The organism is Bradyrhizobium sp. SRS-191, assembly GCF_024586915.1.
GTDB lineage: Bacteria > Pseudomonadota > Alphaproteobacteria > Rhizobiales > Xanthobacteraceae > Bradyrhizobium.
This window is the reverse complement of sequence record NZ_JANBVS010000017.1, coordinates 25,468-47,065: the sequence shown is the minus strand read 5'-3', so window position 1 is coordinate 47,065 and position 21,598 is coordinate 25,468. Positions and strand designations below refer to the sequence as shown.

The 21,598-nt window shown below is 65.9% G+C and carries 15 protein-coding genes; 8 read left to right on the top strand and 7 right to left on the bottom strand.

Annotation, left to right across the window (positions count from 1 at the left end):
• Nucleotides 1-12: 12 nt before the first annotated feature.
• Both recN and ligA read left to right on the top strand, forming a co-directional pair.
• Nucleotides 13-1,686, top strand: coding sequence for a DNA repair protein RecN (gene recN, locus NLR35_RS25900; protein ID WP_257169362.1), 1,674 nt, complete (start codon nt 13-15; stop codon nt 1,684-1,686).
• 110 nt (nt 1,687-1,796) lie between these two features.
• A complete protein-coding gene (gene ligA / locus NLR35_RS25895; RefSeq protein ID WP_257169361.1) occupies nt 1,797-3,959 on the top strand; it encodes an NAD-dependent DNA ligase LigA in 2,163 nt (720 codons plus the stop codon).
• A 362-nt stretch (nt 3,960-4,321) separates the two neighbouring features.
• On the opposite strand, the gene NLR35_RS25890 is transcribed toward ligA, so the two are convergent.
• The 3 genes from NLR35_RS25890 to NLR35_RS25880 form a co-directional block, all read right to left on the bottom strand.
• Nucleotides 4,322-5,599 (bottom strand): multidrug effflux MFS transporter, encoded by a 1,278-nt coding sequence (locus tag NLR35_RS25890; RefSeq protein WP_257169360.1) that lies wholly within the window; start codon nt 5,597-5,599, stop codon nt 4,322-4,324.
• Nucleotides 5,600-6,154: 555 nt separating this feature from the next.
• Nucleotides 6,155-7,978, bottom strand: a complete 1,824-nt coding sequence (locus NLR35_RS25885) for an aminopeptidase P family protein (RefSeq protein WP_257169359.1) — start codon at nt 7,976-7,978, stop codon at nt 6,155-6,157.
• Between the two features lie 493 nt (nt 7,979-8,471).
• Complete coding sequence (locus NLR35_RS25880; protein WP_257169358.1) at nt 8,472-9,368, bottom strand: 50S ribosomal protein L11 methyltransferase; 897 nt, start codon at nt 9,366-9,368, stop codon at nt 8,472-8,474.
• Between the two features lie 268 nt (nt 9,369-9,636).
• On the opposite strand from NLR35_RS25880, the gene NLR35_RS25875 reads away from it, so the two are divergent.
• The gene (locus NLR35_RS25875) at nt 9,637-9,801 is read left to right on the top strand and encodes a Flp family type IVb pilin (protein WP_257169357.1); all 165 of its coding nucleotides are present in this window, start codon (nt 9,637-9,639) and stop codon (nt 9,799-9,801) included.
• 204 nt (nt 9,802-10,005) lie between these two features.
• On the opposite strand, the gene NLR35_RS25870 is transcribed toward NLR35_RS25875, so the two are convergent.
• Nucleotides 10,006-11,607 (bottom strand): NAD(P)/FAD-dependent oxidoreductase, encoded by a 1,602-nt coding sequence (locus NLR35_RS25870; RefSeq protein ID WP_257169356.1) that lies wholly within the window; start codon nt 11,605-11,607, stop codon nt 10,006-10,008.
• 212 nt (nt 11,608-11,819) lie between these two features.
• On the opposite strand from NLR35_RS25870, the gene NLR35_RS25865 reads away from it, so the two are divergent.
• From NLR35_RS25865 to NLR35_RS25850, 4 genes are all read left to right on the top strand, one after another.
• On the top strand, nt 11,820-14,099 hold the full coding sequence (locus tag NLR35_RS25865) for a spermidine synthase (protein WP_257169355.1): 2,280 nt from the start codon (nt 11,820-11,822) through the stop codon (nt 14,097-14,099).
• Nucleotides 14,100-14,595: 496 nt separating this feature from the next.
• A complete protein-coding gene (locus tag NLR35_RS25860; protein WP_374940860.1) occupies nt 14,596-15,549 on the top strand; it encodes a sugar-binding protein in 954 nt (317 codons plus the stop codon).
• A gap of 13 nt (nt 15,550-15,562) precedes the next feature.
• Entirely contained in the window at nt 15,563-17,065 is a 1,503-nt protein-coding gene (locus tag NLR35_RS25855; protein ID WP_257169354.1) for a sugar ABC transporter ATP-binding protein, read from the top strand.
• An 11-nt stretch (nt 17,066-17,076) separates the two neighbouring features.
• Nucleotides 17,077-18,102, top strand: coding sequence for an ABC transporter permease (locus NLR35_RS25850; protein WP_257169353.1), 1,026 nt, complete (start codon nt 17,077-17,079; stop codon nt 18,100-18,102).
• Between the two features lie 90 nt (nt 18,103-18,192).
• Here NLR35_RS25850 and NLR35_RS25845 read toward each other — a convergent pair whose 3' ends face one another.
• Nucleotides 18,193-18,987, bottom strand: a complete 795-nt coding sequence (locus NLR35_RS25845) for a L,D-transpeptidase family protein (RefSeq protein WP_257169352.1) — start codon at nt 18,985-18,987, stop codon at nt 18,193-18,195.
• A 333-nt stretch (nt 18,988-19,320) separates the two neighbouring features.
• Between NLR35_RS25845 and NLR35_RS25840 the strand changes: the two genes are divergently transcribed.
• Nucleotides 19,321-19,671 (top strand): hypothetical protein, encoded by a 351-nt coding sequence (locus NLR35_RS25840; RefSeq protein WP_257169351.1) that lies wholly within the window; start codon nt 19,321-19,323, stop codon nt 19,669-19,671.
• A 28-nt stretch (nt 19,672-19,699) separates the two neighbouring features.
• Here the strand turns inward: NLR35_RS25840 and NLR35_RS25835 are convergent, their stop codons facing one another.
• Both NLR35_RS25835 and NLR35_RS25830 read right to left on the bottom strand, forming a co-directional pair.
• A complete protein-coding gene (locus NLR35_RS25835) occupies nt 19,700-20,461 on the bottom strand; it encodes an ABC transporter permease (RefSeq protein ID WP_257169350.1) in 762 nt (253 codons plus the stop codon).
• Nucleotides 20,458-21,378: an ABC transporter ATP-binding protein gene (locus tag NLR35_RS25830; RefSeq protein ID WP_257169349.1), complete on the bottom strand. Its 921-nt coding sequence runs from the start codon at nt 21,376-21,378 to the stop codon at nt 20,458-20,460. Before NLR35_RS25830 ends, NLR35_RS25835 begins: the two co-directional genes overlap by 4 nt.
• Nucleotides 21,379-21,598 lie beyond the last annotated feature (220 nt).

Sequence of the window (21,598 nt, the reverse complement as noted above, 5' to 3'; positions counted from 1 at the left end):
GACTTCGGTTCCATGCTGGCGCGACTGTCGATCCGTGACATCGTCCTGATCGAACGACTCGATCTCGAATTCTCCGAGGGACTTGCGGTGCTGACCGGCGAGACCGGCGCAGGCAAGTCGATCCTCCTCGATGCCTTTGCTCTGGCCCTTGGCGGCCGGGGTGACGCCAGCCTGGTGCGGCACGGCGCCGACCAAGGCCAGGTCACAGCCGTGTTCGAGATCGGCAAGGACCACCCGGCCGCGCGGATCCTCGCCGCCAACGGCCTGGATGCCGATGGCGAGATGATCCTGCGCCGCGTTCAGTATGGCGACGGCCGCACTCGGGCCTTCATCAACGACCAATCCGTGAGCGTGCAGACCTTGAAGGCGATCGGCGCCACGCTGGTCGAGATTCATGGCCAGCATGATGAGCGCGCGCTGGTCGATGCCGCCACCCACCGCCGCCTGCTGGATGCCTTCGCCGGTCTGGAGAAAGATGTCGCCGGCGTCGAGGCGCTGTGGGCCGCCCGGCGCACCGCCGTCACGGCGCTCGACCAGCATCGCGCCGGCATGGAGCGCGCGGCCCGCGAGGCCGATTATCTGCGGCATGCCTCGGACGAGCTGAAGAAGCTGGCGCCGAAGGAGGGCGAGGAGACGCAGCTTGCCGCCCGGCGCACCGCCATGATGCAGGGCGAGAAGATCGCCGGCGATCTGCGTGACGCCCAGGATGCGGTCAGCGGTAACCAGTCGCCGATCGCGGCACTGGCGGCGGCCGTGCGACGGCTGGAGCGGCGCGCGGTCAGCTCGCCGGCGCTGGTTGATCCGGCCGTGAAGGCGATGGATGCCGCGATCAATGCGCTGGAGGAGGCCGACCAGCATCTGACCACGGCGCTGGCGGCCACCGATTTCGATCCGCTGGAGCTGGAGCGGATCGAGGAGCGTCTGTTCGCGCTGCGCGCGGCCGCGCGCAAATACTCCACCCCGGTGGATGGTCTTGCCGCGCTGGCCGCCAAATACGCCGCCGACGTCGTGCTGATCGATGCCGGGGCCGAGCAGTTGAAGAAGCTCGAAGCGGCAGCCGCGGCGGCGGACGGGCGCTACGCCGCGGCTGCGGCCAAGCTGTCGGCGGCGCGCAGCAAGGCCTCCGAGAAGCTGAACCGCGCGGTCCATGCCGAGCTGGGGCCGCTGAAGCTCGAGCGCGCCAAGTTCATGACCCAGGTCGACAGCGACGCCGATGCGCCGGGTCCGGAAGGCATCGATCGTGTCGAGTTCTGGGTCCAGACCAACCCGGGAACACGGCCGGGCCCGATGATGAAGGTGGCCTCGGGTGGCGAACTGTCGCGGTTCCTGCTGGCGCTGAAGGTGGTGCTGTCCGATCGCGGCTCGGCGCCGACCCTGGTGTTCGACGAGATCGACACCGGTGTGGGCGGCGCGGTGGCGGATGCCATCGGCGCCCGGCTGGCGCGGCTCGCGCATGGGGTTCAGGTGATGGCTGTCACCCATGCCCCTCAGGTCGCGGCCCGGGCGGATCAGCATCTCCTGATCTCCAAGGACGCGCTCGACCGCGGGAAACGGGTCGTCACCCGCGTCAACACGCTCGCCACCCTCCATCGCCGCGAGGAAATCGCCCGCATGCTGGCCGGCGCCGAGGTCACCGCCGAAGCCCGCGCCGCCGCCGACCGCCTGCTGGAGGCCGCGGCGGCATAAGTTGAGGGTTCAGGCCGAACGCTTTTGGCTCCGCCGTGCGCATTGTGTAAACCGTCATCCCAGGGCGGCCTTTGGGCCGCCTCGGGTTTGATGAGCAGACAGTCCGCAGCATGGCCAAGACAGCAAAATCGACAACAAAACCGAAGCAGCCCGTCGATGTCGCCGACCTCACCAAGGCCCAGGCCAAGGTCGAATGGAAGCGGCTGGCGCTGGAGCTCGAGACCCACGACAGGCTCTACTACCAGGATGACGCGCCGAAGATTTCGGACGCGGAATATGACGAGCTGCGCCGTCGCTTCAACGCCATCGAGACCCGCTTTCCCGAACTCGTCAGCAGCGAATCGCCGTCGCAGAAGGTCGGCGCAGCGCCGTCGGGCCGCTTCAAGAAGGTGCGGCACGCCGTGCCGATGCTGTCGCTCGACAACGCTTTCGCCGAGGAGGACGTGCGCGACTTCGCGGGCCGCATCGCGCGCTTCCTCAAGCTTTCCGATGATGACCGGATCGATTTCTCCGCCGAGCCGAAGATCGACGGGCTGTCGATGTCGCTGCGCTATGAAGGCGGCGAGCTGGTCACCGCGGCGACCCGCGGCGACGGCGCCGAGGGCGAGGACGTCACCGCCAACATCCGCACCCTCAAGGACGTGCCGCAGAAGCTGCACGGCCGCAACCTGCCTGACGTCTGCGAGGTGCGTGGCGAGGTCTACATGACCAAGCAGGCGTTCCTTGCGCTGAACGAACGCCAGAAGGAAGCCGGCGACACCATCTTCGCCAATCCGCGCAATTCCGCCGCTGGCTCTCTGCGCCAAAAGGATCCGACCATCACCGCGTCACGGCCGCTCGGCTTCTTCGCCTATGCCTGGGGCGAGATGAGCGCGATGCCGGCGGAGACGCAGAGCGGCATGATCAAATGGTTCGAGCGTTGCGGCTTCACCACCAACCCGCTGACCAAGCTCTGCCACTCGGTCGAGGAACTGATTGCCTTCCATCATCAGATCGAAGAGCAGCGCGCCGAGCTCGACTACGATATCGACGGCGTCGTCTACAAGGTCGATCGGATCGATTGGCAGGAGCGGCTCGGCTTCGTCTCGCGCACCCCGCGCTGGGGCATCGCGCATAAATTCCCGGCCGAGCGCGCCATGACCGTGCTCAAGGACATCGAGATCCAGGTCGGCCGCACCGGCTCGTTCACCCCGGTCGGCAAGCTGGAGCCGGTCGGTGTCGGCGGCGTCATCGTGCAGAACGTGACGCTGCACAATGAGGACTACATCAAGGGCATCGGCAACAAGGGCGAGGTGCTGCGCGAAGGCCGCGACATCCGCATCGGCGACACCGTCGTGATCCAGCGCGCCGGCGACGTCATCCCGCAGGTGGTCGACGTCCTCATCGACAAGCGTCCCGATGACGCCAAGGAATTCCATTTCCCGAAGAAGTGCCCGTGCCCGCTGCACACCGACGTCGTGCGCGAGGAGATCGCGACCGGCGAGGAGGGCTCGCGCGCGCGCTGCACCGGCGAGTTCGCCTGTCCCTATCAGAAGATCGAACACCTCAAGCTGTTCGCCTCACGCCGCGCCTTCGACATCGACGGCCTCGGCGAGAAGCAGATCCAGTTCTTCTTCGATGAAGGCTGGGTGAAGGAGCCTGCCGACATCTTCACCTTGCAGCAGCGCAACGCCAAGCTGAAGCTGGAGGAGGTCGAGGGCTATGGCGAGACCTCGGTGCGCAACCTGTTCAACGCCATCGATGCGCGTCGCGAGATTGCGCTGGAGCGCTTCATCTACGCGCTCGGCATGCGCCATGTCGGCGAGACCACCGCGCTGGCACTTGCGCGCGGCTACGGCTCGTGGGAGGCGTTCCACGACGCCTGTCTCAAGGTCGCCGCCGAGGACGAGGAGGCGATCGCCGAGATGGATGCGCTCGACCAGATCGGCGACACCGTGATCAAGAGCGTCGCCGCCTATTTCCGCGAGGACCATAATCGCGGCATCGTCGAGCGGCTGACGCGCGAGGTGAAGATCCTCGATGCTGAAAAGCCCAAGCGCAACTCGCCGATTGCGACCAAGACGGTCGTCTTCACCGGCACCTTGGAAAAGATGACGCGCGACGAGGCCAAGGCCACGGCCGAGCGGCTCGGTGCGAAGGTGTCGGGCTCGGTCTCGAAGAAGACGGACTATGTCGTTGCCGGTCCCGGGGCCGGCTCCAAGCTGAAGGACGCCGAGAAGCACGGCGTGAAGGTGCTCACCGAGGACGAGTGGCTGCAGCTGATCGCGGAGTAGCCGGTCATGGTGACGGTCGCCGCCGATGCTGTTCGGCGTCGATCTCACGTGCATGTTCCGGGCAGTCGAGGTGCGAGGTGGACCGCATGGTTCACCACAGTACGCGCGCCATCCTCGCTGTCGTCCCGGCCTTGAGCCGGGACCCATACCCCCAGGGAGATGTTCGAGGCAGGCTGGTGGATAGCGCTCTCCCAGCCCCGACCGGCGGTAGTTATGGGTCCCGGCTCGAGGCCGGGACGACGGCGACACTCACACCCATCGCCATCCGCGAAAGCTGGGGGATTCAGTCGTCCTGAGGCCGTTCTGGAATTGATCGGCCTCGGCGTACTGATATCGAGAACCACGCGAGTACGTACAACCCCTCACATCACCCCGGCCTCATCCTCTTCCGCCTGCTCGATCAGCTCCTTCGTCACCGTTAGCGGCGTGCGGGGCACGAGGAAGATCATGCTGGCGGCGCAGGCCAGCGAGAGCGTCAGCATCGCCGATGTCAGCGGCAGCGTCGTCGCATAGTGACCGCCCAGATAAGCGCCGAGCTGCGAGGTCAGTGCGCCCAGCCCCATCTGCAGAAAACCCATCGCGCCGGAGGCGGTGCCGGCGGCGCCTGGCCTAACGCTGATCGCGCCGGCCGCGGAGTTCGCCATCACGAAGGCGTTGGCGAACATCAGCAGCATCTGCGTGCCGAACAACACGGACGGCATCTGGTTGAAGCCGAACAGGCTCCACGTGAAGTTCAGCGCCGCGCTCGTGAGCTGCAGGATCAATCCGAACCAGATCAGCCGATCGAGCGAATGACGCGGCGCATAGCGCACGCAGAACAGATTGCCGGCGAAGTAGGCGAAGCCTGTCGTCGCGAACCACGCGCCATATTCCGCCGATGAGCGGCCCATCTGCACCTCGACGATGTAGGGCCCGCCGCCGGCAAAGGCGAAGATGATCTGCGACGCCAACACCTGGCACAGCATGTAGCCGAGAAAGGCGCGGCTCTTGACGAGCATGACGACGTCGCGCCGGAAGCTCGCGCCTTCGACGCGGGCAGGGCGCGTTTCCGGCAGCGCCAGGGTGACCGCGACACCGACCGCAATCGATACGGCTGCGACGACGTAGAAGATCGCATGCCAGCCGAATGCGATTTCGATCAGGCCTCCCGTCAACGGTGACAGCATCTGCGCGATCATCATGACGGCGACGACCAGGCTGATCATCGCGCCGATGCGCCCGCGTGGATAGAGGTCGCGGATGATGGCCCGGCTGATCACCATGCCGCTGGCGCCGCCGAGGGCCTGGAAGAAGCGGGCCGCAATCAGCTGCGGCAGAGTATCGGCAAAGATGCAGCCGAAGCTCGCCACGATCGAGAGCGCGAGGCCCGCGAGCATCACGGGGCGGCGGCCGAAACGGTCGGACAGCGGTCCGAGTAGAAGCTGCGAGATCGCGATGCCGATCATGTAGAACGACACCGTCATCTGCACGACCGAGGCGTCGCGCCCGAACGTGGTCGCGAGCAGCGGCAGTGCCGGAACCAGCAGATACAGCGAGATCGGCGCCAGCCCGGTCATCACGACCAGGAGGATCAGCATCGTGCGCGACGGCGCCGCCTGCTGCGCGGCCGCTCCCGGCGGTCTGCTAATCATTCCATGCATCGTGCCGCTCAAATCAGGTGAACGGCCCGACTGTAGCGGCCTTCCGCGTCACGGAAACGCCTGTTTCCGCATGCGCCCATGCCGGCAGCGGGACAGTTGCAACCCGCGCTGCGACGGTGATGGTGTAGTTCGTGGCCCGATCTGTCGGAGGGCACGTTGCGCTTGCCCACAGTCTTAGAGAGATCCATCCGTTCAGTCCTGCCGCCGGGGTGCCGGGGTCTAGCCGGCGGTGGTCGCGTCCCCCGTGCCCTACGCGCCTGACGGGCTGCTTGAACGTCACTCGGCGCTGTGCGTGACTGTGCCCTCTCTCCTTGCGGGAGAGGGCATCGCCGGCCCATCCAATTTCTCGGTTGGGTGAGGGGTATCTCTCCGCGTGCGCACGCGTGGAGAGATACCCCTCACCCAACCGAGCTCGCCGAACTGTCCGACATGCCCTCTCCCGCAAGGGGAGAGGGCGCAGTCATGTGCACCGCGCTCGTTGTTGAGGGTGCTCAGCTTCGTCGTTCAAGGGACTGCCGTGACAATCTTGTAATTACTTTCCTGATAGTTGGGCGGCTACAATGGCGCGGTCGCCTGATCCAGCCAGAGCTGGTCCGGCTCATCGAGCGCAGCGCGCACGGCGTCCCTGACGCGGGCATGATAGGTGTCGAGCCAGGCGCGCTCGTCGTTGCTCAGCATCGCCACATCGATCAGCCGGCGATCGATCGGCGCCAGCGTCAGCGCCTCGAAGCCGTTCATCGGCTTCTCCGCGCCATTGATCTCCTTGGCCACCACCAGCTCGAGGTTCTCGATGCGGATGCCGAAGGCGTCGGTCTTGTAGTAGCCGGGCTCGTTGGACAGGATCATGCCGCGCTTCAAGGGTGTGGTGCCGAGCTTGGAGATCCGCGCCGGACCTTCGTGCACCGACAGATAGCTGCCGACGCCGTGGCCGGTGCCGTGCTCGAAATCGATTCCGGCCTGCCACAGGAACTGCCGCGCCAAGGTGTCGAGCTGCGCGCCGGTGGTGCCGTCGGGAAACAGCGCGCGGGCGATCGCCAGATGGCCGCGCAACACCCGGGTGAAGCGATCGCGCATCTCGTCGGTCGGAGTGCCCACCGCGATGGTGCGGGTGACGTCGGTGGTGCCGTCCTGATACTGCGCGCCGGAATCGATCAGCAGGAGATCCCCGGGCATGATGCGGCGGTTGCTCTTGCGGGTGACGCGATAATGCACGATCGCGCCGTTTGGGCCGGTACCGGAGATGGTGGGGAACGAGACGTCCTTGAGCGCGCCGGTGTCGCGGCGGAAGCTCTCCAGCGCCTCGACCGCGTCGATCTCGGTCAAGCTGCCCTTGGGCGCCTCGCGATCGATGTAGGCGAGAAAGCGCGCCAGCGCGACGGCGTCGCGCCGGTGCGCGCGGCGGGTGCCTTCGATCTCCACCCCGTTCTTGGCGGCCTTCAGCAGGCTGACCGGATCGGCGCCGCGCACAGCCTTGCCGCCGGCGCCCTGGACCAGCCGTGTCAGCGCATCCGCAGCCGTCGCGCTGTCGAGCGCGATCGCCGCGCCCGATTGCGCGAGCTCCGTCAGCCGCGTCGTCAGCGCATCGGGCTCAGCCACCTCGGCGCTCTGCTCGAGATGATCGCGCGTGAGGTTCGAGAGCTTGCGGCTGTCGATGAAGATCGTCGGCCGTCCGGCCTTCGGCACCAGCGCATAGGACAGCGGCAGCGGCGTGTGCGACACGTCGGCGCCGCGGATGTTGAAGGTCCAGGCGACGTTGTGCGAGTCGGACAGCACCAGCGCCTCGACGCCGAGCCGCTCGATCTCCTGACGGATGCGCCCGAGCTTCTCGGCCTCGGCCTCGCCGGATAATTCCGCGCCGTGGATGGAGACCGCACCGAGCGGCGGCAGCGGACGTTCGGTCCAGATGCTGTCGATCGGATTGCTGTCGACCGGCACCAGCTCGGCGCCGGCCTTGGCGCAGGCCGCCGCGAAGCGCTCGGCCGCCGCGGTGGTATGCAGCCAGGGATCGAAGCCGATGCGGTCGCCACTCTGCAGATGGGCGGTGAGCCAGGTCTCCGGCGGCGGCTCGATCAGCGACTCCACCGTCCACGCCTTGCCGTCGACCTGCTTGGCGGCCTGAAGGGTGTAGCGGCCGTCGACGAAGATCGCGGCCTGCTGCGGCAACACCATTGCAAGGCCCGCCGAGCCGGTGAAGCCCGTCAGCCACGCCAGCCGCTCGTCCGAGGGCGGCACATATTCGTTCTGCTGCTGGTCCGCGCGCGGCACGATGAAGCCTGCGAGCTTGCGCCGGGCCAGCTCCTCGCGGAGCGCGGCCAGCCTTGCCGTCAGCGCGACGCCGGTTTCGGGTTCTTCGAACGTCTGGAACAGGGCTTCGAACATCGGTCTCATACTTTAGGCGTGGATCTTAACTGCGACAGATACTCATCCAGTTAGGCGTGCAGTGCACGAAGAATCTCCTTGCATTCGCCTGTGCAAAAAGATTTGCTGTCGCATGCCGGTCATCCGGAAGAGATGCGGCGAGGAAACGTGATGGATGTGGGACCACGATCGTAAAGATCAGCCACGGTCACACAATCCGGGGAGTGCCTCAACTCAATGGCGAGGGGATGCACAATGCCTGCTTTTACCTTCGAGAAACTGTCGGCGCCGACGCCGCACGCACCGACTGCCACACCCGTCCAGAAGCCGCGCAGCGCGCTGGCCGATCTCGTTCACCGACTCGTTGAACCTCGTGTCCGGCGTGGGTCTCGCAAGAACTCCGAGTCGGTCTCGCAGCAGAGTCAGTCGAAGACGTAATTGCCTTCCGCTCGCTGCGCCGTGTTCACGGCGTCGCGCTCGGCCATCGTCGGTCCTGACGCGAGTTGATCCGCGCTCACGACTGTTTTTGCAGCAACAGGCTGCTCCAGCCCTCGATCCTGAGATGCTTGACCGGAACCAGGCCGCGCGCGCGATACGCGGCGAGGACGGCGCGCGCCTGCGGCGTCAACAGGCCTGACAGAATTACGAAGGCCCCGGGCGCGAGGTGGCGCTGCATCGGCGCCGCCAGCTGCCGCAGCGGGTTTGCAAGAATATTCGCCAGCACCAGGTCGAATGGCCCGGCTTCGGCAAATTCGGCCGCGGCAAAGCCGGTGGCGCGGATCACCTGAACCAGCGGGCCGGCGCCGTTGTGCCGGGCATTGTCCCGCGCGACCCTGACCGAGGGGGCATCGATGTCGCTGGCCAGCACGGAGCGGCGGGTCGCCTTGGCGGCCGCGATCGCTAGCACACCGGTGCCGGTGCCGAGGTCGAGCACGTGTCGCGGCGCCCATCGCTTCAGAACGTGGTCGAGCAGCAGCAGGCAGCCGCGCGTGGTGCCGTGATGGCCGGTGCCGAAGGCGAGCGCCGCCTCGATCTCGATGCCGAGCTTGTTCCCGGGCACCCGTTCGCGGTCATGGTGGCCATGGACCATGAAGCGGCCCGCCGGGACGGGGACGAGGTCATCCAGGCTGGCCTTGACCCAGTCCTTGGCCTCGACCGCCTCGAAGGTCAGGTTTTCGGCCACGGAGGCTCCGGCCGCCCCGCCGACGAGCTCGCGCACCAGCGCCTGGTCGGGCGGGTCGGCGAAGTGGACCGTGACGTCCCATTGTCCGTCCGTCCGCTCGAAGGCAGCGACCGCGGCGTCGCCCTCGAAAAACACCTCGGTCAGGACGTCGACCGCCGGCCGTGCGGTGGCTTCGTCCGCAACCGTGAAGGTCGCCTTGTAGGTCGCAGGGGTCGCGGCTGAGGTCATGGGCATGGGTCCGGGAAGGATTTGAGGGCTGTGGTTAAGCAATCTCGCCGCCGGCGCAAGCTCTTTGGCCAAAATGACGTGAAATGGGGGCAGCTTCCGGTTGTCCTCACGAGGCCCGCCCGCTGCCTAAAAGTTGCATCGCAATTGCCGAGAAAAATCGTAACGAGTTGATCGAGCGCCGTTAGACCAACCTTAGGTTCTCTCCGCCTAATGTTCCCGTCATAGGAACCGGAAAGCCTCGGTTCCTGGGTTGGGAAACGAGGTAGAGATGAAGACCATTGTTTTGAAGTTCTTGCGCGACGAATCCGGTGCCACCGCGATCGAATACGGCCTGATCGCAGCCGGCATCTCCCTGGCGATCATCGCGGCCGTGAACGGGCTGGGCTCTTCGCTCACCAGCAAGTTCGACTCCATCAACTCGTCGTTGAAATAATCTACGCTGCGGCGTTCTCGAGGGACCGGGCCTCAGTGCCCGGTTTTTCATTTTGAGCTGCGATTTCGACAGCCCAGGCACAAACGTCCCACAGGGTTGTGCACAGCCTTCGCGGCGCTCCATCCACACCCTCCAACGCTTGTGTTGCACCGCCAATTCACGCGGTGACGGGCCGGTCTTCCACCGCCCGTCCACAGCCTGTCCTCAACCGAACAAAGCGCGATGGTCGGCCAGGATCGCCTGCGCCGCGTTGTGGCCGGGCGCGCCGGTGACGCCGCCGCCGGGATGGCTGCCCGAGCCGCAATGGTAGAGGCCCTTCAGCGGCGAGCGATAGTCGGCGTAGCCCAGCATCGGCCGGGCCGAGAACAGCTGGTTCAGCGTCAGGGCGCCGTGGAAGATGTCGCCCCCGAGCAATCCGAACTGCCGCTCGAGATCGAGCGGGGACAGCACCTGCCGGCCGATGACGCTGGCCGCGAAACCCGGCGCGTAGCGGTCGACGGTCGCGATCATGAGATCGGCGACCTCGTCGCGATGATCGTCCCAGGAGCGGCCGTCCGGCAGTTCCGGCGCGACGTGCTGGCAGAACAGGCTGGCGACGTGCTGCCCCGCCGGCGCCAGCGTCGCATCGAGCGTGGACGGGATCAGCAGCTCGACGACCGGATCACGGCTCCAGCCCTGCGCCCGCGCATCGAGATAGGCCGTGTCCATATAGCCGAGGCTGGGGGCCAGGATGATGCCGGCCGAGAGATGGTCGCCTTCGCCGGGCAGCGCGCTGAACGAGGGCAGCCGGCTGAGCGCCACGTTCATCCGGAACGTGCCTGATCCGTTGCGCCAGTTGCGGATGCGGCTGAGGAAGGGCGCCGGCAGCGCGCCGGCCGGCACCAGGCGGGTGTAAAGCAGCTTCGGATTGACGTTGGCGACGACGTGGCGAGCGCGCAGCGCGCGGCCGTCCTCGAGCACGACACCGACGGCGCGGTCGCGCTCGACGATCACCTCGCGGACGCCGCAGTCGATCTCGACCAGCGTGCCCAGCTCCTTCAGCGCCCGGCCCATCGCCTGGGTGATCGCGCCCATGCCGCCGATGGCGTGGCCCCAGACGCCCTTCTTGCCGTTCACCTCGCCGAAGGCGTGGTGCAGCATCACATAGGCCGAGCCGGCCGCGTAGGGACTGGCATAGTTGCCGACGATGGCGTCGAAGCCGAACAGGGCCTTCACCAGGTCGGTCTCGAAGATCTCGTCCAGCATCTCGCCGGCCGAGCGCGTGAACAAATCGAGCAGGTCGCGCTGCTGCTCCAGCGACAGCGCGCGCAGCGTGTTGGCGGTGCCGAGTGCATTGAACGCCTCGCGGATCGCCGGCAGCCCGAACTGCGCCACGAGATTCGGCGGCGCCCGCAGCACGAGGCTGCGCAGCACATCCGCGATCGCCTCCAGCCGCGCCGAGAACGGGCCGATCGCCTCGGCATCACCGGGGCTGAGGCGGGCAACGGACGCCTGCGTGCGGCCCTCCCCGGTCAGCAGATAGCGCCCATCAGGGGAGGGCAGGAAGTTCTGCGCGCGGCGCTCGACGATCTCGAGGCCGTGCTCGTGCAGCCTGAGGTCGGAGATCACGCGCGGATTGAGCAGGCTCACCGTGTAGGACGCGACGGAGTTGCGGAACCCCGGATGAAACTCCTCCGTCACGGCGGCGCCGCCGATCACCTTGCGGCGTTCGACCACATGCACGCGCAGCCCCGCTTTGGCGAGATAGGCAGCACAGGTGAGGCCATTATGGCCCGCGCCGATGATGATGACGTCGGTTTCGTTCATGTCCGCTTCAAATAGCCCTGCTTAATGACCGGCAGTGCCGGTCCACCGGGAACCGCTGCAACGTGCTGTCGCCCCGGATCGGCGCCGCGTCAAGGGGAACTCGGTTTTGCCGCAGCTGCTCGCCATACCGCCCTGCGATCCGCTATGTGTCGTCTGCGCGTCGCGGTCTGGCCGTCGCACCTGATGCCGACCGCGCTGCTGCTGGAGTTGTCATGACCTCAATCGCCTCGCCCGCCGCCGTCGCCCAGCCCTCCGCCGCCCGCAACCGGCTGGTCCTCGTCGTCTATACCGCCGCGATCTTCGTCAGCGCGCTGCTGTTGTTCTCGGTGCAGCCGCTGTTCACCAAGATGGTGCTGCCGCGGCTCGGCGGCTCGCCGGCGGTGTGGTCGGTGGCGATGGTGTTCTTCCAGGCGCTGCTGCTCGCCGGCTATGCCTACGCCCATTTCCTCACCCAGCTGCGCAGCCGGGTGATCCCCGTGGCGATTCATCTCCTGCTGCTCGGCTTCGCGCTGCTGAGCCTGCCGCTGTCGATCGCGGGCCATTGGGGCGATCCGCCGACATCGGGCTATGCGGTCTGGCTGCTCGGCCTGTTCGCGGCCTCGATCGGCCTGCCGTTCTTCGCGCTCGCCGCCAACAATCCGCTGCTCCAGGCCTGGTTCGTGCGTACGGGCCATCCCGCCGGTCCCGATCCTTATTTCCTCTACGCGTCGTCGAACATCGGCAGCTTCCTGGCGCTGTTGTCGTATCCCATTCTGATCGAGCCGATCTTCAGCCTGCGCATGCAGAACCTGATCTGGACCGGCGGCTATGGCCTGCTGATCGCGCTGATCGCCGGCTGCGGCGTGTTGCTGTTGCGATCGCCCGTGACGGTGGCGAGCCTGCTGCAGAATGATGTGACCGACGCGCCCGCGCCGCGCTGGCTGCTGCGCCTGCGCTGGATCTTCCTCGCCGCCGTACCCTCGGGCCTGCTGATCGCGGTGACGGCGCACATTTCGACCGACGTCGCGGCCGCGCCGCTGCTCTGGGTGCTGCCGCTGTCGCTCTATCTGCTCACCTGGGTGCTGGTGTTCCAGTCGCGGCCGCTGCTGCCGCACAAATGGATGCTGGCACTGCAGCCGCTCGCGATCGCGGGCGTCGTCGTACTGCTCGCGTTCGGCGGCGAGCAGAACCTCGCGCTGACGCTGGGCGGTCACCAGCTCTGCTTCTTCATCATCGCGATGGCCTGTCATGGCGAGCTCGCGCGCACGCGGCCGCCTGCGAAATATCTCACCGGCTTCTATGTCGCGCTGTCGTTCGGCGGCATGGTCGGCGGCCTGTTCGCCGGGCTGATTGCGCCGTTCACCTTCTCCTGGGTGGCTGAATATCCGATCCTGCTGGCGATGGCGGCGCTGTGCCGCCCCGATGTCACCGAGCGATGGCCGCGGCTGACGCGCTGGTATTGGATCGTGCTGGCCGCGATCGCCATCGCCCTTCTGGTTCCAGCTGCGATGACCGGCAAGGTCACCACCTATCTCGAGGATCATCGCGTCTATGTCGCCGGCGCCGTGGGCGTGCTGGCGGCGCTGCTTGCGCTGCTGCTCAACGGCGACCGCTGGAAGGTGTTCGCGACGGCCGCGCTCGCGCTGGTGCTGATCCGCGCCTATCCCGCAGATGATGGCCGCATCGAGACCGTGCGCAGCTTCTTCGGCGTGCACAAGATCGTGGTTACCTCCGATGGCCACTATCACGTGCTGATGCACGGCACGACGATCCACGGCGCGCAGAAATATCTCAACGCTGACGGTTCCAAGGTCACCGGCCGTCCCGAGCCGATCACCTATTATCACAAGGACGGCGGCATCGGCCGCGCCATCACCGCGATCCGCGAGCGCAAGGGCGCGCCGCTCAAGGTCGCCGTGATCGGCGTCGGCTCGGGCACGCTGACCTGCGCGGCCGAGCCCGGCGAGGACTGGAAGTATTTCGAGATCGACCAGACCATGGTCGATACCGCCAGCGATCCGAAATATTTCAGCTACATCAAGAACTGCGCGCCGGACTTCAAGCCCGTCATCGGCGATGCCCGTCTGACCTTCGCCAAGGAGCCGGACGGCGTCTACGACCTCATCATCGTCGATGCCTATTCGTCCGATGCGATCCCGATCCACCTCGCCACCGAAGAGGCGATGGCGATCTACAAGGCCAAGCTGGCGCCGCAGGGCGCCGTGGTCATGCATGTCTCCAACCGCCACCTCGAACTCGAGAGCGTCGTCGTCGGCATCGCCGATGCCAACGACATGAAGAGCTGGGTCTACAACGAGGACTCCGGCCGCGATGACGAATACATCTTCGCCACCGACGTCGTCGTCAGCGCGCGCGAGGAGGCCGATGTCGGCAAGCTCGCCTCGTCGAACAAATGGACCGAGACAGAGCCCACGGATGGCGAGCGGGTCTGGACCGACGATTATTCGAACATCCTCGGCGCCGTGTATCGGCGCCTCCGCGACGGCGAATAGCGCGAGCCAACGGCTCGCTCGCGAGGCCCTCCGTCTCGCGGAAGGCGCCGATGACTCTCGTAGCGGCAAGAGGTGCGCACCTCGCAATGCGCCCTCCTTTCAGTTGCATTGCAGTAGAAGCTCGCCCGGCCGGTCGTTGGGCATGTAAACCTATTGCGCCGCAAAACGCTTGAATATCGGCTTTCCTCACCGGCTTTGTTGCGTGGCTGCCCCGATCATGCTACCTGAGGTGCGTGCCTCATATCTGGTTCCCGACGGCGATGCTGTTCGAAGGGCCCAGTAGCTGGCACGGACGGGCGATCTTCGATTCAAATCTCCACGACCCCTTCGGGCTGATGCCGCTTTGCCAAACGGCACGAGCACGCCGGGGCTGCTGAGATCGAGCTGAGATCTTTGGCCCGACCGGGCGGACGCTTTCCGCTCGGGCCTATGAGTTCTTGTGGTGATTACAAATGCCGGTCGCATCAAGCAGGCCGGCTGACATGGGAGGGGTTCGATGAAGCGTCTTTGGATGGCTGGTGCGTCTGCTCTGTTGGCGGTGGCGCTCGGCGTCGGCTCGGCAGGAGCCGCTGACAAGAAGGTCCTGGCGTTCGTGGTCAACGGCGCGTCCGACTTCTGGAAGATCGCCGAGGCCGGCGTGAAGAAGGCGCAGGGCGAGCTGCCCGACTACAACCTTCAGCTCAAATATCCGGAGCAGGCGGCCGCCGCCGTGCAGCAGCGGATGCTGGATGACCTCGTCGCCGCCGGCGCTGCCGGCATCATGGTGAGCGCGGTCGATCCGAAGAACCAGACCGAGCACCTCAACAAGATCGCCGGCCAGACGGTGCTGTTCACCACGGACAGCGACGCGCCGCAATCGAAGCGCATCGCCTATATCGGCTCCTCCAACACCGAGCTCGGCAAGGATGCCGGCAAGCTGATGCTGAAGGCGCTGCCGAACGGCGGCAAGTGCGTCGGCTTCGTCGGCCTGCTCGGCGCCGACAATGCGCGTGAGCGCATCGAGGGCGTCAAGGAGACGATCAAGGGCTCGAAGGTCGAGCTGGTCGACGTCCGTGGCGACGAGATCGACCAGACGCGCGCCAAGCGCAACGTCGAGGACATTCTGGCGGCGATGCCGGATGTCAGCTGCCTGGTCGGCTTCTACTCCTACAACACCCCGCGCATCTATGAGGTGCTGAAGGAAGCCGGCAAGCTCGGCAAGATCAAGATCATCGGCTTCGACGAGGATCCGATCACGCTCGGCGGCGTCAAGGACGGCGCGATCGAAGGCACCGTCGTGCAGCAGCCCTATGAGTGGGGCTATCAGGGCATGAAGCTGATGGCCAAGGTCGTGCAGGGCGACAAGTCCGGCGTTCCGGCGAACGGCATCATCATCGTGCCCGGCAAGGTCATCGACAAGTCCAACGTCGAGGACTTCATGGCGCAGATGAAGTCGATGCTCAAGAAGTGATGCGGCGGCCGGCGTGTCCGGGCCTTTCCTCGAGCTGATCGACATCGGCAAGACCTATCCTGGCGTGGTCGCCCTCGACCACGTCAGCTTGTCGATTGCGCCCGGCGAAGTTGTCGCGCTGCTCGGCGAGAACGGCGCCGGCAAGTCGACATTGATGCGCGTGCTCGGCGGCGTGGTCGCGCCGAGCAGCGGCACCATTCGCATCGATGGCGCCGACCGCACCAGCTACACCGTGACGGATGCGATCGCGGCCGGCATCGCCTTCGTGCATCAGGAACTGAACCTGTTCGACAATCTCGATGTCGCGGGGAACGTCTTCATCGGCCGCGAGCCGGTGTTTGGCGGGCCGCTCCGGCTGATCGACCGCGCCACGCTGCGTGCCAAGGTGCAGCCGCTGATCGCGCGCCTTGCAGCCGACTTCGCGCCGGACACGCCGCTCGCGGAGCTGTCGCTGGCGCAGCGCCAGCTGGTCGAGATCATCAAGGCGCTGTCGTTGAACGCGCGCTGCGTCATCATGGATGAGCCGACCTCGAGCCTGACCTTGTCGGAGACCGCGCGGCTGATGCAGGTCATCGCCGGCCTGAAGGCAGACGGCGTCAGCGTCATCTTCATCACCCACCGCCTGAACGAGGTGGTGCAATGCGCCGACCGCGCCGTCGTGCTGCGCGACGGCCGCACGGTCGGCACGCTGACGCGCGGCGAGCTCAATCCGGCGGCGATGATCCGGCTGATGATCGGCCGGGACCTGCGGTCGCGCTACGTGCCGCCGGCGGCGCCGCCCGGCGACACGGTCCTCGATGTCGTCGATGCCGTCACGTCCACTTATCCGCGCCGGGCCGTGAGCCTGCAACTGCGACGCGGCGAGATCCTCGGTCTCGCCGGGCTCGTCGGCTCCGGACGGACCGAGCTCGCGCGCGCCATTTTCGGTGTCGAACCCCTGCTGGCCGGCGGCATCAGTCTCGATGGCGAGCCCGTCCGCATCTCGACGCCGCGCGCGGCGATCGATCGAGGCATCTATCTCATTCCGGAAGACCGCAAAGGCTGCGGCCTGCTGCTCGACTTCCCGATCGCCGAGAACATCTCGCTGCCGGATCTCGCGTCCTATGCAAGCCTGGGGCTGGTCGACAGGTCTCGCGAGACCGACAACGCCGACCGCCAGCGCGAACGCCTCAAGATCCGGGCGCCCGACGTCAAGATGCAGGTCGGCACCTTGTCCGGTGGCAACCAGCAGAAGGTCGTGCTCGCGAAATGGCTGTCGATGCGGCCGAAGGTCCTGATCTTCGACGAGCCGACGCGCGGCATCGATGTCGGGGCCAAGCAGGAGATCTACGACACGCTGCGGCGGCTCGCCGATGCCGGCGTCGCCATCCTGATGATCTCGAGCGACATGGAAGAGGTGATCGGGGTGAGCGACCGCATCGCCGTGATGCATGAAGGGCGGATTTCCGGTTTCCTGGAGCGCGGCGCGTTCAGCGAGCACAATGTGCTGCAGCTCGCCGTCGGTCACACCATCTGAGCGAGGCGCCTGTGCAGAAGAAAGATCTCAGCCTGCTGGTCCTGATCCTGGTGGTCGGCGCCGTCGTGGCCTTCATCAACCCGCGCTTCCTCCTGGTCGGCAACCTCTCCAACACCGCCAACCAGGTCGGCATGTTCGGCATCTTCTCGATCGCGGAGGCCTTCGTCATCATCGTCGGCGGCATCGAGCTGGCGGTCGGATCGGTGATCGCCTTGCTCGGCGTGCTGTTCATCGACCTGATCGTCAATCGCGACGTCGACTGGATCCTGGCCTTTGCGCTCATCATCCTTGGTGGTGTCGCGATCGGCACCGTCCACGGCACATTGGTCACCAAGATGAAGATTCAGCCGTTCGTGGTGACCCTGTGCGGCCTGCTGATCTATCGCGGCGCCGCCCGCTACTACACCGAGGACGCCACCGCCGGCTTCGGCTATGGCGCGAGCTTCCCGATGCTGGAATGGCTCACGGCAGGCCGCACCAACGTGCTCGGCTTTCCCTTGCCGCACAGTGTCGTCGCGCTGGTGATCGTCGCCGGCATCGCCTGGCTTGTGCTGCACCGGTCCGTCTACGGCCGCTATTTCTACGCCGTCGGCAAGAATGAGGAGGCGGCACGCTATTCCGGCATCCGCTCCGATCGCGTCACGATCTCGGCCTATGTGATCTGCGGCGGCCTGACCGCGCTGTCAGCGGTGCTGATCGCGATGTACACCCGCTCGATCTCGCCGGCGGTACACGGCTCGTTCTACGAGCTCTATGCGATCGCCGCAGCCGTGCTCGGCGGCTGCTCACTGCGCGGCGGCGAGGGTTCGATCATCGGCGTCGTGCTCGGCACGATCCTGCTGCAGGTACTGCAGAACCTGGTCAACTTGCTGGGTATCCCGAGTTCGCTGAATTTCGCGGTGATGGGCACGGTGATCCTGATCGGTGTGCTGGCGGATCAGTACCTGGTGCAGCGCCGGAAACGCGCGCCATCCGCTCGCGGGCAGGCCGCCGCCGAGCCCGCGCCGGCCACGCTCGAGCGCGCGAGCGCCGAGTGAGCTTGCCTCGCATGAGCCTCCCCTGAAACGGATGCAGCCGGAGCGACAGAGCGCATCCGGCTGCACAAATCAGGTTGGAAGTGGGTCTGATTAGTCCTGGTATGTATAGTAGCCGCCACGCGGCTGATAATAGGATCGCGGCTGGTAGTAGCGCGGCTGTGCATAACTCGGATTGCCGCTGTCGTAGTCATACTGCTGCTGCGGATAGGCCTGCGCGCCATACACCTGACGGCTGGTGCCGCGCGGCGCCGGATAGCGCACGCCGGTGTCGCTGCCGTCCGCCGGGTAGATGTAGCCGTCATCCGGGCGCTGCTGCTGCGGAACGATTGGGCGTCCCGGCAGCAATTGCGGCTGCGGCGTCAGCACCACCGGCTCGCCATTGTCGTCATATTGCTGCGGCTGGGTGTCCCGGCGGGCCACGGCGGTGCCGCGGCGCGGATTGCGCGCCAGCGCCACTTCCGCCGATCCGGTCAGGGTCACCGTGGTGTTGAGCACGCCGTCCTTCTGCACGAGATCGTAGAGGGTCGTGGCATTCGCCTTCGACAGCCGGACGCAGCCGTGCGAGGCGGGCGTGCCGAGCCGGCCTTCCGAATCGGTGCCGTGGATGGCATGCCCGACCTTGGTGAAGAAGATCGAATGCGGCATCGGCGCGTCGTCGAATTCCTTCGAGAAATGGTCGGCTTCCATGCGGAATGCACGGAAGGTGCCGTTCGGCGTCTCGCGTGATGGAATGCCGGTCGAGACCGGCCAGCGGTAGCGTTCGACGCCGTCGACCGCCACGGTCATGATCTGATTGTTCTTGTCGACGGTGATGTCGACCTTGGCAAGCGCCGGCGTGGCGGACAGCAAGGCGAAGCCGGCAACCGCAAAAAGAGTGGTACGCATGTAACCTTTGGCCTCCGGGCCTACGACTGTCAGAACGTGACTTCCAAAACAGCCTGAGAACAAGACTTCAAAATGCCGCGGCTCACGATCGGCCTGCACTATGTCGGAAGTCCAGGCTTTGTTCCAGCCGAGGGACGCCTCAACCTTAATGGCAGGCACGTCGCAGGCAAAGGCTCCGGCCCGTTCATCGCGACTGACATTTTCGCGACTGATCTCGTTGCCGAAGGGCCGACGTTTAGGACTTCTCTAATCCGTCCAATTTGCCCTCAGCGCGCAACCTTTTGGCCGCATCGGCGTTTCAAGCATTCCTCCATGCGGTTCCCAGGATTCAAAATGCTCACGACGAAGGCCAAGACGGCGGTGCTCGATGACCGCGCGCCGCAGCGCCTAACCTATCTGCTCGCCGCGCTCGCACTGTTCTTCCTCGCGCTGGCGTGGCTCGCGCTCCCGCCAGTCGCGCATGCCCAAGGCATCATCCGCGGCGCCCATGAGGGCGCTCACGAAGGCAACCGCATCGGCGGGCCGGTGGGCGGCGTGGTCGGAGGTGCTGTCGGCGCCGGTGTCGGCGGAGCAGTGGGCGCCGTCGAAGGCGCGCTCGGCATTCCGCACCGCTCCTATTATCACCGGCATTATCACTGCCGCGGCTACCGCGACGGCTACGGTCGCTTCCACTGCTACCGCTGAGCTGAACCCAGCGTGACGGGCTGCCGGCTCAGCGCTTGAGCCGGTAGCCTGTCTTGAAGATCCACCAGATCGCCGTCATGCAGATGGCGAGAAAGGCCAGCGTCATCGCGACGCTGATCTCCACCCGGACGTCGGCGATCTCGTAGAAGCTCCAGCGGAAGCCGGAGATCAGATAGACGACCGGATTGAGCAGCGCGATCGAGTGCCAGGTCGGCGGCAGCATGTTGACCGAGTAGAAGCTGCCGCCGAGAAACGTCAGCGGCGTCGCCACCAGCATCGGGATCATCTGCAGCTTCTCGAAGCCGTCGGCCCAGATGCCGATGATGAAGCCGAACAGGCTGAACGTCACCGCCGTCAGCACCAGGAACGACAGCATCCAGACCGGATGCTGGATGTGCAGCGGCACGAACAGCCCGGCAGTGGCCAGGATGATCAGCCCGAGAATGATCGACTTGGTCGCGGCCGCGCCGACATAGCCGAGCACGATCTCGACATGCGAGATCGGCGCCGAGAGGATCTCATAGATCGTCCCGATGAACTTCGGGAAGTAGATCCCGAACGAGGCATTGGCGATGCTCTGCGTGAGCACCGACAGCATCACCAATCCTGGCACGATGAAGGTGCCGTAGCTGACGCCCTGGACCTCGCTGATGCGCGAGCCGATCGCGGCGCCGAACACCACGAAGTAGAGCGACGTCGAGACGACCGGCGACACGATGCTCTGCAACAGCGTGCGCCAGGTGCGCGCCATCTCGAATTTGTAGATTGCAGCGACGGCTCGCAGGTTCATTGGCTCACCAGGCTGACGAAGATGTCTTCGAGGGAGGATTGCTTGGTCTCGAGATCGACAAAGCGGATGCCGGCGGTGCGGAGATCGCCCAGCAGGCTGGTGATGCCGGTGCGCTCGCCCTTGGTGTCGTAATCGTAGGCGAGCCGCCACCCGTCCTCGGACAACGTGAGATGATACGGCGCCAGCGTCTCGGGAATGGCGTCGATCCGGTTTTGCAGATGCAGGCTCAGCCGCTTGCGGCCGAGCTTTGCCATCAGCCTGGCCTTGTCCTCGACCAGCACGATCTCGCCCTTGTTGATGACGCCGACCCGGTCGGCCATCTCCTCGGCTTCCTCGATGTAATGCGTGGTCAGGATGATGGTGACGCCGGCGGCCTTCAGCTCGCGCACGACGTCCCACATGCCCTTGCGCAGCTCGACGTCGACGCCCGCGGTCGGCTCGTCCAGGAACAGCACCTGCGGCTCATGCGACAGCGCCTTCGCAATCATCACGCGACGCTTCATGCCGCCGGACAGGGTGATGATCTTGGCGTCCTTCTTGTCCCACAGCGACAGATCCTTGAGGATCTTCTCAATCAGGGCCGGGTTCTTCGGCTTGCCGAACAGGCCGCGGCTGAAGCTCACCGTCGCCCACACGCTCTCGAACGAATCGGTGTGCAGCTCCTGCGGCACCAGCCCGATCATCGATCGCGCGGCGCGGTAGTCATTGTTGATGTCATGGCCGCCGACGGCGACCTTGCCCGTGGAGGCGTTGACGATGCCGCAGATGATGCTGATCAGCGTCGTCTTGCCGGCGCCGTTCGGGCCGAGCAGGGCAAAGATCTCGCCCCGCTCGATCGCGAGGTTGACGTTGTTGAGCGAGGTGAAGCCCGACGGATAGGTCTTCGACAGGCCGGAAACGGAAATGACGGGAGCCATCACGGGGGTTCGTTGCGATTCGCAAACTGCGCGGAGAAGAATGGCGCAGAGGCAGGGGAAGGAAGAGGGAAGGAAGCGCACAGATAGGAACGGCGATGCGGTCGCGCAATCGCAGGTCCGTGAACTGATCGTGTCACTGGTCGGGCATTTTCATGGCCGATTTCGGCCAGTGTTGCCGTGCGGCCACGTCGGCCCGATGAACGCCCTGGACGCCGTTCCA